Annotated in this window: 1 protein-coding gene (only partly in view); it reads right to left on the bottom strand. The window is 71.3% G+C overall.

What is annotated here, in order from left to right; genetic code table 11:
- Window positions 1-17959: the 3' end of a non-ribosomal peptide synthase/polyketide synthase gene (locus ACVTJA_RS27440; RefSeq protein WP_465823921.1), read on the bottom strand. Its footprint extends 22064 nt past the window's final position; 17959 of the gene's 40023 nt are visible here — the last part of the coding sequence; the start codon falls outside the window, past its right edge; its stop codon occupies window positions 1-3.

A 17959-nucleotide genomic window follows, 5' to 3' on the forward strand; every position in this document is an offset into this window, starting at 1 on the left:
TCAACGCGCGTTCTTCAGTGCCTCCCGCAGCCGCTCCGCCAGCTCGCGCACTCCGGGCTGACGCAGCAGGCTGTAGTGGTCACCGGGCAGCAGGTGCCGCTCCAGCGAGTTGCCCACCAGCGTGGACCAGCCGCCGTCCTCCGGCAGGCCCTCCGCGTCGTCCTTCGCCTTGAACAGCACCACGCGGCCCTCAGTGGCGGGGGCCTCGTAGCGACGCGAGGCGCGCAGGTTGGCCTCGAACACGCGGAACAGCGCGCGCAGCTGCTCGGCATCCATGCCCGGGGGCAGGGCGCCCGCGCTGGCCGCTGCTTGCAGCAGCCGCTCCAGCACCGCGTCAGGCTCCAGGCCCATGAGCTGCTCCAGGTCCAACGGCAGGTCCGCGAGCGACGCGCCCATCAAGTCCCTCGCGAACATGAGCGCGAGCTGCACGCGGTCCGGCTCCGGGTCCGCCGCCGTCACGGCCGGGACGTAGGAGTCGATGAGCGCCAGCAGCGCCACCTGCTCGCCACTCGCGCGGAGCTGCCGCGCCATCTCGTAGGCGATGACACCGCCCATGGACCAACCGCCCAGGTGGTATGGCCCGGACGGCTGCACCGTGCGCAGCGCCTTCACATACTCGGCGGCCATCTCCTCCACGGTACCGAGCGGCGCGCTGCCATCCAGCCCCCGCGCCTGCAGGCCGTAGAACGGACGCTCCGTTCCGAGCAGTCGCGCCAGCTCCGCGTACGCGAGGACGTTGCCACCCACCGGGTGCACGCAGAAGAACGGCGCCGCGTCGCCCATACCGGGCTTGCCGAAGGGCACCAGCGGAGAGGACATCCCCGCGGCTCCACCGCGCAGCAGCGTCGCGAGCTGCTCCACCGTGGGGGCCTGGAAGAGCGCGGCCAGCGGGAGCTGCCGGCCCGTGGCCTCGCGCATCGCAGCCATCAGGCGCACGGCCAGTAGCGAGTGGCCGCCCAGCTCGAAGAAGTTGCTGCGCACGCCCACCGGCTGCACGCCCAGCACCTTCTCCCACGTCCGCGCCAGCAGCAGCTCCAGCGCGTCACGCGGAGCCACGTGGGCCTGCATGGGCGTGTCACCCGTCTTCGGCGCAGGCAGTGCCTTCCGGTCCACCTTGCCGTTCGCATTGAGGGGCAGGGCGGCGAGGGGCACGAAGGCCGCGGGCACCATGTACTCGGGCAGGCGCTGTTGCAGGTGGGCGCGCAGGACCTGCGCGTCCACGTCCGTGCCCACCACGTACGCGACCAGCCGCTTGTCACCGGGCACGTCCTCGCGCGCCAGCACCACCGCGTCCTTCACGGCGGAGTGCGTGCGCAGGGCGGACTCGATTTCACCCAGCTCGATGCGGTAGCCGCGCACCTTCACCTGGAAGTCCAGGCGGCCGAGGTACTCCAGCGTACCGTCCTGCCTCCAGCGCGCCTTGTCGCCGGTGCGGTACAGCCGCGCGCCGGGCTCGGTGCTGAACGGGTCCGGCACGAAGCGCTCCGCCGTCAGCGCGGGCCGGCCGAGGTAGCCGCGCGCCACGCCTTCGCCCGCGAGGTACAGCTCTCCAGGCACACCGAGCGGCGTGGGACGCAGCGCCTCATCCAGGACGTAGGCCCGGGTGTTGGGCAGCGGCCGGCCAATGACGGGCACTGCGACGGAAGAGTCCTGCAAGGGCCACGTGGTCGCGTACACCGTTGCCTCCGTGGGGCCGTACGCGTTGATGGTGCGCGTGCGCCGCGTGCGCGAGAGCGGCTGCCAGAGGGACAGGTCCATGGCCTCGCCCGCGCACACCACCATGCGCGGCACGTGCGCACGCTCCAGCAGGCCCGCCTGGACGAGGAGCGTGAGCTGCGCGGGCGTGCAGTCGAGCACGTCCACGCGCTGCTGCTCCAGCCACGCGAGCATCGCCTCCGGATCCTTGCGCGTGTCCTCGGGCAGGAGACACAGGCAGTGTCCGTCCGCGAGGTGGATGAGCTGCTCGACGGACACGTCGAAGAACAGCGGCGCATTGAGGCTGACCCGCAGCCCCTTCGGCATACCCGCGTAGAACGTGCGAGCCGTGGCCTCGTGCAGGTGGAGCACCGAGCGGTGCTGCACCATGACGCCCTTCGGCGTGCCCGTGCTGCCCGACGTGTAGATGACGTACGCCAGGGTCTCCGGAGTGACAGACGACGGCACGTCGTGCGAGGGCAGGGTCGCCAACAGCGCCGCCTCCGAGTCGAGGCAGAGCAGGTGACGGACCTCCGGCTTCCACGCGTCCGCGAGGTGCTGGACCGTGAGGAGCACGGACGCGCCGCAGTCCTGGAGCACGAACGACCTGCGCTGCGAGGGCGCCGCCGGATCGATGGGCACGTAGGCGCCGCCGGCCTTGAGCACCGCGAGCAGGGCAATGATGGCCTCGGGCGTGCGCTCCACGCAGAGGCCCACCGTGACGTCCGGCCCGACGCCCAGCGAGCGCAGCCGCGCGGCGAGCTGGTTGGCCCGCGCGTTGAGCGTCGCGTAGCTCAGCACGGAGTCACCGAGCTGCACGGCGGGAGCGTCCGGAGTGCGGAGCGCCTGCTGCTCGACGAGCGTGTGGAAGCAGGTGTCGCGGCGGAAGTCGGCCGCCGCGCCGTTCCACTCGACCAGTACCTGCTGGCGTTCCTCAGTCGTCTGCATGCGGAGCGCGGAGAGCGGTGCATCCAGTGCGTCCAGCGCGCCCTCCAGCAGGAGTTGGAAGTGGGCCATGAGGCGCTCGGCCGTGGAGTGCTCGAACAACTCCGTGCTGAAGATGAGCCCGCCACGGTAGCCATCCGGCATGCGCGTGAGGCTGAGCTCCAGCTCGAAGCGGCTGGCCGTGTACTCCACGTCCACGCCTCGCAGCGTCAGCTCCGGCAGGGACATGCCCGAGTCCGGCGTGTTCTGCAGGACGAACATCGCCTGGAACAGCGGCGTGCGGCCCAAGTCACGCGCGGGCTGCAGCTCCTCGACGAGCCGCTCGAATGGGATGTCCTGGTGCTCGTACGCGCCCAGCGTGGTGCCACGCACCTGGGCGAGCAACTGGCGGAAGCTGAGCGACGGAGCGAAGCGCGCGCGCAGCACCAGCGTGTTGACGAAGAAGCCGATGAGCCCCTCCGTCTGCGCGTGGCGCCGGCCCGCGATGGGCGAGCCCACCAGCACGTCGTCCTGCCCCGAGTGACGGTGCAGCAACGTCTGGAAGGCCGCGAGCAGCAGCATGTAGGGCGTCACGCCCTCGCGCTGAGCCAGGGCCTCCACGCGCTGCGAGAGCGCGGAGGTCAGGTGCACGGACACGGCCGAGCCCTGGTGCGTGAGCGTCGCCGGCCTCGGCTTGTCGGTGGGCAGGTCCAGCGCGTGCGGGGCTCCGCCGAGCTGCTCCCTCCACCAGCCGAGCTGGGCCTTCAGCGTCTCGCCCTGAAGCCAGGTGCGCTGCCACACGGAGTAGTCCGCGTACTGCACCGGCAGCTCCGACAGTGGCGATGCCTGACCGTGCCGGAAGGCCTCGTACAGCATGACGACCTCACGGACGAGGACGCCCATGGACCAGCCGTCGGAGATGCTGTGGTGCATGCACAGCAGCAGCACGTGCTCCGCCGGCTCCAGCTTCAGCAGCGTGACGCGGAACAGGGGGCCCGTGGCCAGGTCGAAGGGCTTCTGCGCGTCCTCGGTGGCGACGCGCAGGGCCTCGGCCTGACGCTGCTCCGGAGGCAGCGCGCTCAGGTCCACGAGCTGGAGTGGGCTCGACGTGACCGGGTGGATGATCTGGTACGGCTCCCCGCCCTCGGAGTGGAAGGTGGTGCGCAGCGACTCGTGGCGGCGCACCAGCTCCTCGAAGGCGCGCTCGAAGGCGGCCGCATCCAGCGTGCCCGAGAGGCGCAGCGCGGAGGGCATGTTGTAGAGCGCCTGTCCCGGCTGGAGCTGGTCGAGGAACCACAGGCGCTGCTGCGCGAAGGACAGCGGGATGCGCCCCTCCGCGCGAGGCACCCGGACCAGCGGCGGCATGCGGTTGCTCGCCGTGGCGTTGCCGATGCGATCCGCGAGGGCCGCCACGGTGGGGGCCTCGAAGAGTGCGCGCAGGGGCAGCTCCACGCCGAAGGTGGCGCGGATGCGGGCCACCAACTGCGTGGCCAACAGCGAGTGGCCTCCCAGGTCGAAGAAGCTCTCCCGCCGGCCCACCATGGGCACGCGCAGCAGCTCCTTCCACAGCTCCGCGAGGCGTCCCTCCACCGGCGTCGCCGGCGGCTCATTGGCCGCGAAGGACTGGAGCTGTGACGCCTCCAGCGCGGGCAGCGTCTTGCGGTCCACCTTGCCGTTGGGCGTGAGGGGCAGGGCGGTGAGCGACACGAAGGCCGCGGGCACCATGTACTCGGGCAGGTGCTTGCGCAGCTCGGCGCGCAGGTTCGTGACGTCCAGGGACTCGGTGCCCTCGGACGGAATCACGTACGCCACGAGCCGCTTGTCGCCGGGCGCGTCCTCGCGCAACTGCACCACCGCGTCGCGCACCGGAGCCTGGGCCCGGAGCGCGGCCTCGATTTCGCCCAGCTCGATGCGGATGCCGCGCACCTTCACCTGGGTGTCGCCTCGGCCGAGGTACTCCAGGCCTCCGTCTCGACGCCAGCGGGCCTGGTCTCCCGTGCGGTACAGCCGCTCTCCCTTGCCGAAGGGGCTCGGGACGAAGCGCTCCGCCGTGAGGTCCGGACGGCCGTGGTAGCCACGGGCCAGCCCCTCGCCGCCGATGAACAGCTCGCCGATGACGCCCGTCGGCACCGGCACGAGGTCCTGGTCCAGCACGTACAGCATCACGTTCGTCAGCGGCCGGCCGATGGAGACCTCGCGCCCGTCCTGCACGGACTCGGACGCGCACGTCAGGTCCACCGAGGTGGCCACCGCCGTCACCTCCGTGAGCCCGTACGTGTTCAGCAGCGGCACCGTGTTGCCCACGCGCCGACGCCACTGCGCCACGCGCTCGGGCGCGGCGCGTTCACCACCGATGACGACCCACTTGAGGCCCGCCGGCAGCTTCGCCTTGCCCGCGTCGAGGCTCGCCGTGACTTCGTGCCAGAAGGCCGTGGGCAGGTTGAGCTGCGTCACGCCCGCGGCCTCCACCTTCGCGAGGAAGGCATCCGGCGAGTCCAGCATGTCCGGCGTGCGCAGCACCAACGTGCCGCCGCGCGTGAGGCACGGGTAGATCTCCTCCGCGCTGGTGTCCCAGCTGATGGAGGCAAACTGGAGCACGCGGTCTCCCGGCTCCACCGGGAAGGCGCGCCGCGCCGCGAGGGTGAAGTTCACCAACGAGCGGTGCTGCACCACCACGCCCTTCGGTCGCCCCGTCGAACCGGACGTGTAGAGCACGTACGCCGCCGCCTCGGGAGGAACCTCGGCGCCCGTGTGGGGCACGTCATCCGCGTCCGGCACCGCGTCCACGTCCACCCAGACGCGGCCCGGAGCATCGCCCAGCTTCGCCTTGAGCCCGTTACGAGCCACCACCACGCGCGCGCCGCTGTCCTCCAGCATGAAGGCCAGCCGCTCCGCCGGGTACTCCGGATCCAACGGCACGTAGGCGCCGCCCGCCTTCAGCACGCCGAGCAGCGCGGCCATCAGCTCCACCGAGCGCTCCACGCAGATGGCGACCCGCGTCTCCAGCCCCACGCCGAGCTTCCGAAGGTGAGCCGCGAGCCGGTTCGCCCGCGCATCGAGCTCGCGGTACGTCACCGTCGTGCTCCCGGCCACCACGGCCGGAGCATCCGGAGTCCTCGCCACCTGGGCCTCGAACAGCGCGTGGACGCGCGCGTCGTGAGGCAGCTCCTCGCGCACGCCGTTCCACTCCACCAGCAGGCGCTGGCGCTCCTCGTTGCCCAGCAGGGTCAGCCCATCCACCCGCGCATCCGGCCGCGCGAGCACGGCTTCCAGGAGCTGACGGAAGTGCTCCCAGAGGCGCGTGGCGGTGGAGGCCTCGAACAGGTCGGTGCTGTAGTTCAGCGTGCCGACGAAGCCCTCGGGCGGACGGAACAGGTCCAGGCTCCACTCGTAGAGGGCCACGCCGGTGTCCTCGACGTCCGCGGGACGCACGGACAGCTCCGGCAGCACCAGCTCCGGCACCGGAGCGTTCTGCATGGCGAACATCGCCTGGAAGAGCGGCGTGCGGCTCGCGTCGCGCGTGGGCTGCAGCTCCTCCACCAGCTTCTCGAACGGCACGGCCTGATGCTCGAAGGCGCCCAGCGTCATCTCGCGCACCTGCGCGAGCAGCTCGCGGAAGGTGAGCGCCGGGTTGAAGCGCGCGCGCAGCACCAGCGTGTTGACGAAGAAGCCGATGAGCCCCTCCGTCGCGCCCTGGTTGCGGTTGGCGATGGGCGAGCCCACCAGCAGGTCGTCCTGCCCCGAGTACCGGTGCAGCAACGTCTGGAACACGGCCAGCAACAACATGAAGGGCGTCACGCCCTCGCGCTGGGCCAGGGCCTCCACCCGCTGAGTGAGGCCGAGCGGCAGCCGCACGTGCAGCGTCTCGCCCTTGTGCGAGAACACCGCCGGACGCGCCTTGTCGGTGGGCATGTCCAGCGCGTGCGGTGCGCCGCCGAGCTGCTCCTTCCACCACGCGAGCTGGGCCTCCAGCGTCGCGCCCTGCAACCAGCCGCGCTGCCAGACGGCGTAGTCCGCGTACTGCAGCGGCAGCTCCGGCAGCGGCGAGGGCTGGCCGCGCCGGAAGGCCTCGTAGAGCGCGGTCATCTCGCGAACGAGCACGCCCATGGACCAGCCGTCGGAGACGATGTGGTGCAGGTGCAGCACCAGCACGTGCTCCCGCGCGCCGAGCTTCAACAGCAGCGTGCGCAGCAGCGGTCCGTTCGTCAGGTCGAACGGCTTGCGAGACTCCTCGGTGGCCAGGCGCACGGCTTCGGCGTTCCGCAGGTCCACCTCTTCAATCTTCGAGAGGTTCACCTTTTGGAGCGGCACGAACAGCGTCGGGTGCACTTCCTGGGCGGGCTCGCCCTCCACGGTGCGGAAGGTGGTGCGCAGCGACTCGTGGCGGCGCACCAGCTCCTCGAAGCTGCGCTGGAGCGCGGCCTCGTCCAGCGCGCCCTCCAGCTTCAGGGCGAGCGGCACGTTGTAGAGCGAGTTGCCCGGGTGGAGCTGGTCGATGAACCACAGCCGCTGCTGCGCGAAGGACAGCGGCAAATCCTTCGTGCGCTCGGCGCGGGTGAGGGCCGGAGCCCGCGTGCCCCGGGCCGACGCGAGACGCGCCGCGAGGCCGGCCACGGTGGGCGCGGTGAACAGCTCGCTCAGCGGGAGCTCCACGTCCAGCGCGGCGCGGATGCGCGACACCACCTGCGTGGCCAGCAGTGAGTGGCCGCCCAGCCGGAAGAAGTCGTCGTTGATGCCGACCTTCTCCACGCGCAGCACCTCCGTCCAGATGGCGGCGAGCTTCGTCTCCAGCTCGTTGCGCGGCGCGATGTACTCGCCTTCGTTGCCGGCCGGAGCCTCCGGCGCGGCGAGGGCCTTCCGGTCCACCTTGCCGTTGGCGTTGAGGGGCAGGGTGGCCAGCTCCACGAAGGACGAGGGCACCATGTACTCGGGGAGCTGCCGCTTCATGAAGGCGCGCAGGCCTTCCATGTCCAGCCCTGGAGTCGCAGGCACCACGTACGCCACCAGGCGCTTGTCGCCGGACACGTTCTCGCGGACCAGCACCACCGCCTCGCGCACGCCGCGGAACTGGCGGAGCACCGCTTCGACTTCGCCCAGCTCGATGCGGAAGCCGCGCACCTTCACCTGGAAGTCGGTGCGGCCGAGGAACTCGAGCGTGCCGTCCGCGCGCCAGCGCACCTGGTCACCGGTGCGGTACAGCCTCGCGCCCGGCGTGGTGGCGAAGGGATTCGGCACGAAGCGCTCGGCCGTGAGGTCCGCGCGGTTGAGGTAGCCCCACGCGAGGCCATCTCCGCCCACGTACAGCTCACCGGGCACTCCCGGCGGCACCAACTGGAGCGACGCATCCAGCACGTACGCGGTGGAGTTGGACAGCGGCCGGCCAATGGGCACCGAGCGGCCCACGTCGTCCGCCGCGCGCAGGGTGTGCGTGGTGGAGAACGTGGTGTTCTCCGTGGGGCCGTAGCCGTTGATGAACACGGCGTCGGGCGACATCCGCGCGAGGTGCTCGCGCACGCGCTGCACGGGCAGCACGTCGCCACCCGCGAGCACCTGACGCACCTTCGCCAGCTCTTCTCCGTGGTGCTGCGACATCTGGTCGAACAGGGCCGCCGTGAGCCACAGCGTGGTGATGCGCTCGCGCACGAGCAGGGACGCGAGCTCCTTCAACGACATGGCCTCGGCCGGTGCGAGCACCAGCTTCGCGCCGTGCAGCAGCGCGCCCCACAGCTCCAGGGTCGACGCGTCGAACGCCGCCGGAGCGAGCTGGAGGATGACCTCGTCCGGACCGAACCGCATGAAGCGGTTGCCCTGGACCAGGCGCACCACACCCCGGTGCGGCACGCACACGCCCTTCGGGCGGCCCGTGCTTCCCGAGGTGAACATCACGTACGCCAGGGACTCGGCGCTCACCGTGACGTCGGGCGCGGTAGCGGAGCGCGAGGCAATCGCGTTCCACTCCGCATCCAGCAGGAGGCGCGAGCCGCCGACCTCACGCAGCACATCCACGAGGGACTGCTGCGTCAGCACGACGTCCGCGCCGGCCTCGCGCAGAGTCCAGATGATGCGCTCCACCGGGTGGTGGGCGTCCACCGGCACGTAGGCCGCGCCGGCCTTGAGGATGCCGAGGATGCCGATGACCAGCTCCGGCGAGCGCTCCACGCACAGGCCCACGCGGGCACCGGGCTTCACGCCCAGCGCGCGCAGGTGGTTCGCGAGCTGGTTCGCCTTCGCGTCCAGCTCTCCGTACGTCAGGGTGCGCGAGCCGTAAGCCAGGGCCACCGCGTTGGGCGCACGGGCCGCCTGCTGTGCGAAGAGTGCGTGCACGGCAGTGTCGCGCGGGTAGTCCGTCGCGGTGTCGTTCCAGGCGGACAACACCTGATGCCGCTCATCCTGGGTGAGCAGCGGCAGGCGAGACAGCGGCAGGTCCGGCGAAGCGACTGCGGCCTCCAGCAGCACGCGGAGGTGCTCGGCCATGCCGCTGATGGTGGCGCGCTCGAACAGGGCGGTGTCGTAGTTGAAGCCGCCGTGGAAGCCGCCCTCGGTGCGGTGGAACGACAGCTCCAGGTCGAAGCGGATGAGGCCGTGCTCCGGCTCCATGGAGCGCATCGACATACCGGGCAGGGACAGCTCCGGCAGCGGCGCGTTCTGGAGGGCGAAGATGACCTGGAAGAGCGGCGTGCGGCTGAGGTCGCGCGCCGGCTGCAGCTCCTCCACCAGCTTCTCGAAGGGCACGTCCTGGTGCTCGTACGCGCCGAGCGTCGTGTCACGCACCTGGGCCAGCAGCTCGCGGAACGTGGCTCCGGGCTTCAGGTGCGTGCGCAGCACGAGGGTGTTCGCGAAGAAGCCGATGAGGGCCTCGGACTCCGCATGGCGGCGCGCGGCGATGGGCGATCCGACGGAGACGTCGTCCTGACCCGAGTACCGGGACAGCAGTACCTGGAACGCCGAGAGCAGGAGCATGAAGGGCGTGGCGCCTTCACGCGTGGCCAGGGCCTCCACCGCCTCGCTCAGCTCGCGCGAGAGGTTGAGGGGCATGGGCGCGCCCTGGAAGGACTGACGCGGCGGGCGCGGCTTGTCCGTGGGCAGCTCCAGGTGCGCCGGGGCGCCCGAGAGCTGCTTCTTCCAGTAGCCGAGCTGCGTGTCGAGCACCTCACCCTGGAGCCAGTTGCGCTGCCAGACGGCGTGGTCGGCGTACTGCACTGGCAGCTCGGGCAGCGGCGAGGGCTGGCCCTGCGTGAAGGCCGCGTAGAGGGCGGCCACCTCGCGCACGATGACGCCGGTGGACCAGCCGTCCGAGATAATGTGGTGCAGGTTCAGCACCAGCAGGTGACGCGCCTCCTCCATCTTGAGCAGGAGCGCGCGGACCAGCGGACCCTTCACGAGGTCGAACGGACGGCGCGCTTCCTCCGTGGCGAGGCGCAGTGCCTCCGTCTGGCGCAGCGAGGCATCAGCCAGGCGCGTCAGGTCCACGGACTCGATGGGCAGCGAGGCGCCCTCGTGGATGACCTGGAAGGGCTCACCCGACTCGGCGCGGAACGTGGTGCGCAGCGCTTCGTGACGGCGCACCAGCGCGTCGAAGCTCTTCTGGAGCGCGGCCACGTCGAGCGCGCCCTCCAGCGTCATCGCCATGGGAATGTTGTACGCGCTGGCTCCGGCGCCGAGCTGGCCGATGAACCACAGGCGCTGCTGCGCGAAGGACAGGGGCAGCGGCGCGGAGCGGTCCGCGCGGGTCAGCGGCGGCACTTCGCGCGAGCCAGTGGGCGTCTGCTGCCGGGAGTCCACTCGCGCGGCGAGGCCCGCCACCGTGGGCGCCTCGAAGAGGGTGCGCAGGGGCAATTCCACGCCGAAGGTGGTGCGCACGCGGGCCACCAACTGCGTGGCGAGGAGCGAGTGGCCGCCCAGCTCGAAGAAGCTGTCCTGCGTGCCCACGCGGCTGACGCCGAGGAGCTGCGCGAAGAGGTCCGCCAGCGTCTTCTCGGTCGGCGTGCTCGGGGCGACGTACCGGCCGCGCTGGGCCACGGCGACGTCCGGTGAGGGCAGGGCCTTGCGGTCCACCTTGCCGTTCGTCGTGAGGGGCAGGGTGCCCAGGTGAACCACCGCGGAGGGCACCATGTACTCGGGCAGGCGGTCCTGCACGTACGCGCGCAGCTCCGTGGAGTCGAACGGGCCCGCGTCGCCGGTGACGTAGGCGACGAGGCGCTTGTCGCCCGGCGTGTCCTGGCGCACCACTGCCACCGCTTCGCGCACTCCGGGGTGCGTCAGCAGCGCGGCTTCCACTTCCGCCAGTTCAATCCGGTAGCCGCGCACCTTCACCTGGTTGTCGATGCGGCCCAGGAACTCCAGCACTCCATCCGCGCGCCAGCGCGCCTTGTCGCCCGTGCGGTAGAGACGCTCTCCGGCCACGGTGCTGAAGGGGTTGGGGATGAAGCGCTCCGCCGTGAGGTCCGGCCGCGAGAGGTAGCCGCGCGCCAGGCCGTCGCCGCCGATGAACAGCTCTCCCGGGATGCCCGAGGGCACCGGCTGCAGGTGCTCGTCCAGCACGTACACCTGCGTGTTGGCAATCGGCCGGCCAATCGGAATCGCGGTGCCCACCTGCGCCGCGTCCGTCATCCGGTAGGTGGAGGTGAAGAGGGTGGACTCAGTGGGGCCGTAGCAGGCCGTCACCGGAATGCCCATTCCCGCCACCACCTTCCTCACGTGCGCCGCGCTCACGACATCGCCACCGGTGAGGAGCTGGCGCACGCCCTTCAGGCTCTCGGGCTTGAAGTCCACCACCTGCGAGAAGAGGCCCGCGGTGAGGTGCAGCGTGGTGACGCCGTGCTTCTTCACCACGGTGCTCAGCAGCTCCAGGTCACTGGGTGACTGGGGCGGGAAGACGACGAGGCGGCCGCCGAAGAGCAGCGGGCCCCAGATCTCCAGCGTGGACGCGTCGAAGGAAACAGGGGCGATGAGGAGGAACGTCTCCTCCGGCCCCAGGTGCGCGTACTTCGCGCCATGCAGCAGGCGCATGACGCCTCGGTGCTCCACGGCCACGCCCTTCGGACGGCCCGTGCTTCCCGAGGTGAAGTCCACGTAGGCCAGGTGGCGCGACGTGACGCCGGACACCGGCCGCGTGCGGGGCAGGGCCGCCAGGGGCAGCTCCTCCACGAAGAGGCACGGCACTGACTCCGCCACGGGCAGGCTCTTGCGCAGGGCCTGCGTCGAAATCAGCAGCTTCGGCGGTGCGTCCTCCAGCATGAAGGCCAGCCGCTGCGCCGGGTACGAGGCGTCCAGCGGCAGGTACGCGCCACCAGCCTTGAGGATGGCCAGCAGCGAGACGATGAGCTCCACCGAGCGCTCCAGGCACACGGCCACCAGCGCATCCGGTCCCACGCCGTGCAGCCGCAGCAGATGCGCGAGCTGGTTGGCGCGCGTGTCGAGCTGCGCGTAGGTGAGCTTCTCGTTTCCGAACTCCAGCGCCACCGCGTCGGGACGCAGCGTGGCCTGCTGCTCGAACAGGTGGTGGATGCACGCCTCGCGCGGGTAGTCGGAGGCCGTCGCGTTCCACTCCACCAGCACCTGCTCGCGCTCGCGCTCCGTCAGCAGCGGCAACAGCGGCAGCGGCAGGTCGGGCGAGGCGACCACGGCGCGGGCCAGGCCGGTGAGGTGCTCGGCCAGGCGCTCGACGGTGGCCCGGTCGAAGAGGCTCGTGGAGTACTCGAAGCGCACCGTCATGCCGCCACGGTGCTCCCAGACCTCCAGGCCCAGGTCGAACTTGGCGTTGACCACGGGCACCGCCACCTGGCCAATCTTGAGCGACGCCGGGGACGCATCCGGCTCCGGCGTGTTGAGCACGTTGAGGATGACCTGGAACACCGGCGTGCGGCTCAAGTCGCGCGGCAACTGGAGCAGCTCCATCAGCCGCTCGAAGGGCGCGTCCTGGCGCGCATAGGCGCCCAGCGCCTGCTGCTTCACGCGGCCCACCAGCTCACGGAACGTCGGCGCACCGGACAGCCGCGAGCGGAAGGCGAGCGTGTTGAGGAAGCATCCGATGAGCCCCTCCACCTCGGGCTGCGAGCGGCCGGCGATGGGCGTGCCAATCGCGAAGTCGCTCTGGCCCGAGTAGCGCCCCAGCAGCATCTGGTAGAGCGCCATCATCACCATGAACGACGTGGCGCCCTCGCGGCGGCCCAGCGCGAGCAGCGGATCGCTCAGCTCACGCGGCCACTCGAAGGCGTAGAGGTCGCCCGCGTAAGACTGCACCGCGGGGCGCGGACGGTCCGTGGGCAGCTCCAGCGCGGGCACGCCCTGGAGCTGGTCCTTCCACCAGCGGAGCTGCTCCTCCAGCACCGCGCCCTCGAGGTACTGGCGCTGCCACACCGCGTAGTCCGCGTACTGCACGGGCAGCTCGGGCAGGGGCGACGGGATGCCCGCGCCGAAGCAGGCGTAGAGCACCGTCAGCTCGCGCGCGAGCACCATGTTGCACCACGCGTCCGAGACGGCGTGGTGGAGGATGAGGCTGAGCACATGGTCTTCCGCGCCCAGGCGCAGGAGCCGCGCGCGCACGGGGCTCTTCTCCAGGTCGAAGGGAAGGGCCGTGTGTTCCTGGCAGCGGCGAATCATCGCCGCCTCGCGCTCCTCGGGCGTGGCGCCGTGCACCTCTTCCACCGGCATGGGCAGGCTGCCGCCCGGGTGGATGATCTGCACCGCGGTGCCATCGTCCGCGAGCGTGTACGTGGTCCGCAGCACCTCGTGCCGGCGGACCAACTCGTTCAGCGCCTGCTGCAGCGCTTCCGCATTCAGTGCGCCCGTGAGGCGGAAGTTGGACGCGTTGTTGTAGGCGGAGCTCTCCGGCTCCATCTGCTGGAGGTACCAGAGCCGCTGCTGTGCGAAGGAGAGCGGCAGCGGCCTGTCGCGCGGCGCGCGTGGAATGGTGCGTGCCGCGGCCGGCTGAATCGCCGGGGCCTGCGTGGCCGCCGGAGCAGGGCGCGGCGCGGGAGTCGCGGGAGCCTTCGCCGCCGGAGCCACGGGGGCCTTCGCGGCGGGCAGGTTCACGGACTCCACGCGGCCATCCGCGCGGAGGCGGACGTGCCGCCCCGTGCGGTAGAGATGGCGCGCCGCACCGGTGGGGTGGGGCACCAACCGGCGGCGCTCTTCCTCGGGAGCGCGCCAGAGGCCTCGCGGCAGGCCCGCGCCTTCCAGCGCCAGCTCGCCCACGACGCCCGTGGGCACGGGCTGGCCCGCCTCGTCGAGCACCCAGACCTGGAGGCCCGCTGCCACGCGCTCACCCGGGCCCTTCGGTAGCAGGGCGCCTTCCATGGTGCCACCGGCGAGCAGCACCTCCACGCCCGCGCTCTGGCGCAGCGCCGTGGCCAGCTCCGCCGACGCGCCTTCGAGGACCAGCGCGCCCACCGGGCCCAGCGACTCGCGAGCCTTCGGCATCTCCGCCAGCGTGCGCGCCAGCCGCGCGGAGGTGTGCAGGAGGACGGCGCCGGACTCACGCGCCAGCTCCAGCAGTTCGCCCACGCCCTGGTTGCTCTCCACCAGCACCTGCTCCTGGCGGGCGGTGGCCTCGGCCTCCATGCGCTCGCGCAGCTCGGCGAGCTTGCGGAGGCCTTGCAGGACCACCTTCGTCTCCACGCCGAAGTCGATGAGGCAGGCCACCTCGTCGATTCCCGCCTCGCGCATGTCGCGCATGCGCTGCACGCCGCTCTCCACCGAGCCGATGAGGCCGGTGGCCTTCGCGTAGTGCTCGAACGAGTGCTCCAGGATGGCGTTGATGTCCTCCTCGGAGACCTTGTCGATTTCGCCCTGGAAGCCCTGTGCCGCGAGCAGGCTGGCGACGATGTCCGCCGAGCCCCGGAAGTAGCCCAGCAGGGGCTTGCGCACCGTGCGCAGCACCTCGTCCTGGTCGTCACCGATGAAGGTGTGGACCATGCAGGTGATGTGGCCCCGGCCCGGGTGGCCGTTGCGGCGCCACGCCTCGCGGTACAGCGCGACCTTGGGCTTCAGCTCCTCCAGCGAGTGCGCCAGCAGGCCGGTGAGGACGCCCGCGCCCAGCTCGCCCGCCATCCGGAAGGTCTCCGGGCTGGACGTGGCGGTGAGCCACACGGGCAGCTCCTTCTGCACGGGCTTGGGACGCAGCGCCACCTCGACGGTGATGCCGCCGCCGCCCTTCTTCCGCTGCTTCTCTCCGCGCCAGATGGCGCGCAGCGTCTCCAGGTTGCGCAGCAGGATGTTGCGCCGGTCCTCGTAGGCGGACGGGTTGAAGGAGAAGTCCTGCACGTGCCAACCCGTGGCCACTGACAGGCCCACGCGGCCGTTGGAGAGGTTGTCCACCACGGACCACTGCTCGGCGATGAGCATGGGGTCATGCAGCGGCAGCACCACACTGCCCGAGCGCAGGCGCAGGTTGCGCGTCACCGTGGACAGCGCCGCCGCCACGACGGCCGGCTGCGGGTAGAGGCCGCCGAAGGAGTGGAAGTGCCGCTCGGGCGTCCACACCGCGGAGAAGCCGTGCGCGTCCGCGAACTTCGCGCCCTCGACGAGCAGCTCGTACTTCGGGCCGGACAGCGTGTCCTCATCGTTGGCGAAGTAGATGAGGCTCAGGTCCATGGCCTGCGTGCGAGGCCCACCGCCATTGAGGCGCACGAGCTGCGCGGCCATGCGCTCGGACGGGAAGAGCACTCGCATGCCGCGCGAGAGGGCCCACAGCGATTCGAGCTCCGCGCGGTCGGTGGTGGTCTCGGTCGCCGCGAGCCACGTGCCGCCCTCGGAGGGGCGGAACCGCGCGTCCATCGCGTCGAACAGCTCCGTGAGGGACTGGTGGTTCAGTGCCCACGCGGGCTTGCCAGGGCCGGCCGGCAGCAGCCACGCCAGCGTGTCGGGCTGGACGTTCGAGGTCGAGGGCGTGGAATCGACCTCCAGGGTCTCTTCGACGTAGACCGTGCGAGAGGCATCCAGCTTCGTGGACGTCACCACTCCGCGCCACGTGACGAGCACCGGCGTGGTGGCGCCCTCGGGCGAGTAGACGGCGAGGCCTCCCAGGTCGGAGTTGCCGAGCGTCACGGTGGCGCCGCCGGCCTCCAGCACACCCCAGAGGACGGCGAGCTTCGCGGGCGAGGGCTCCAGGCACACCGCGACCGGGTCACCCGGACGCACGCCGAGGGCGCGCAGGCGCGCGGCCACACGGCTCGCACGGGTGGACAGCTCCGCCAGGGTCCACTGCTTGTCGCCCTGGCTCACGGCCACGGACTGCGGGCTCCGGCGCGCGCGCTCCACGAGCAGCGCGGGCACTGCGGCGGACACGGACGCGGGGAGGGGCAGGGGCCAGGCGCGGCGCTCGGCCTCCGTCACCAACGGCAGGCGCGAGACGCGCTCATCCGGACGGGCGAGCGCGGCCGCGAGCATGGCCTGCAGATGCTCCACGATGCCTCGCGCGGTGGCCTCGTCGAAGAGCTCGGTGGCGTACTCGAGCGCGCCGTGGATGCGGCCATTCTCCTCGGAGAGGACGAGCGTCAAATCGGACAGCGTGGCGCCCCACTGCACGGGGGCATTGGGGACTTCCACCAGCGAGCCACGCACGCCGGTCAGCTCCAGCGCGGTGGCGCCTCCACCGACGTTGGAGTGGTAGACGAACACGGTGTCCGCCATCCGGCCCTTGCCGATGTCCTTTCCGGGGACGAGCTCCTCGACGAGGAACTCGAAGGGCACGTCGGGCCGGGTCTGCGTCTCGGACACCTCGTGCTTCACGCGGCCGAGCAGCTCACGGAACGTCGGGTCTCCCGCGAAGCTGGTGCGGAACGCGGCCGAGTGCGCCACGTAGCCGATGAGCCCCAGCAGCTCCGGACGCGTGCGGTTGGCGATGGGCGTGCCGACGATGATGTCCGTCTGCCCGCTGTAGCGGTGCAGCAGCGTCTGCCACGCGGCCAGCACCGTCATGTACGAGGTGAAGCCCTCGCGCTTGCCGAACGCACCCACCTCGCGTGCGAGCGCGGGCGGGAAGTCGACAATCATGCGCACCGAGGTGAGCGGGCAGCTCTCGGGACGAGGCCGGTCCGTGGGCATCTCCAGCCGGCGCGGCATGCCGGCGAGGCGGTTGCGCCACCACTGCTCCTGCTCCGGCATCAGGTGCTCGGCGGTGTTGCGGCGCTGCCAGGCGCCGAAGTCCGCGTACTGCACGGGCAGCGGCGGCAGCGGTGACGGCCGGCCCTGGCGGAAGGCGCCGTAGAGCTGGCCCAGCTCGTGGACGAAGATGGCCACGGACAGCGTGTCGCAGACCACGTGGTGGATGGCGCCCACGAGGATGTGGAGCTGCGCGTCCAGCTTCACCAACACCGTCCGGATGACGGGGCCCTTCACCAGGTCGAACGGGCGCGCGGACTCCTCGCGGGCGATGCGCATGGCCTCCGACTCGCGGTGCTCGGCGGAGCCGGTCAGCTCGATGATGTCGAGCGGGATGTGCACGTGCGGGTGGAAGCGCTGCACGGGGCGGCCGTCCACGACGTCGTACGTGGTGCGCAGGGCCTCATGGCGGTTGACGATCTCCTGGATGCTCCGCTGGAGCGTGTCCACGTCCACGAAGCCTTCGAGGCGGAGGACGAAGGGAATCGTGTACGCGGAGAGGCCGGGGAGGTGCTGCTCCAGGCGCCAGACGCGCTCCTGCACGAAGGACAGGGGCAGCTCCTGGTTGCGCGCCAGCGGCACGAGGGGCAGCTCGCGGGTCTGCGGCTGCTGCGTGGCCGGGGCCTGACGGAGCAGCGGCTCAATGCGCTCGGCGATGCCGGCGACGGTGGGCGCCTCGAAGAGGGCGGCGAGCGGGAGCTGCACGCCGAAGGCCTCGCGCACCTGGTTGAGGAGCTGTGCGGCCATCAGCGAGTTGCCGCCGATTTCGAGGAAGTTGTCGTCGCGGCCCACGAACTCCAAGCCGAGCCGCTCGCGCCACAAGGCCGCGAGGCGCTCCTCGATGTCACCGCGTGGGGCGTCCTCGCGGACGGGCACGGTGGAGGTGGATACAGAGACGGTGTTGGCCGGGGCAGAGGTGGACGGAATCGACGCCACCATGGGCTGCGTGGTGGCCGGGGCCCGGACCGGGGTGTCCGCCGAAGTCACCGGGGCCGAAGGCAGGCCCGTCGCTCCGACCTGTGCGGAGGCTTGAACAGGCGATGCAATCACTGCCGGCGCGGTGAAACCGGGAGCCGCGACCTGCCCCGTCGGAGTCACGGCCACGCGTGCCGCGGGCGCCACCACCACGGATCCCTGAGCGGTCGCCGGTTGCGCGCTGACCGTCGTGGGCTGCGTGAGCCCGGAGGCTGCTACGGGAACCGACGCCGGGGGCGCGGATGGAGGCTGTGCGAAGACG

The organism is Pyxidicoccus sp. M6 (genome assembly GCF_055568925.1).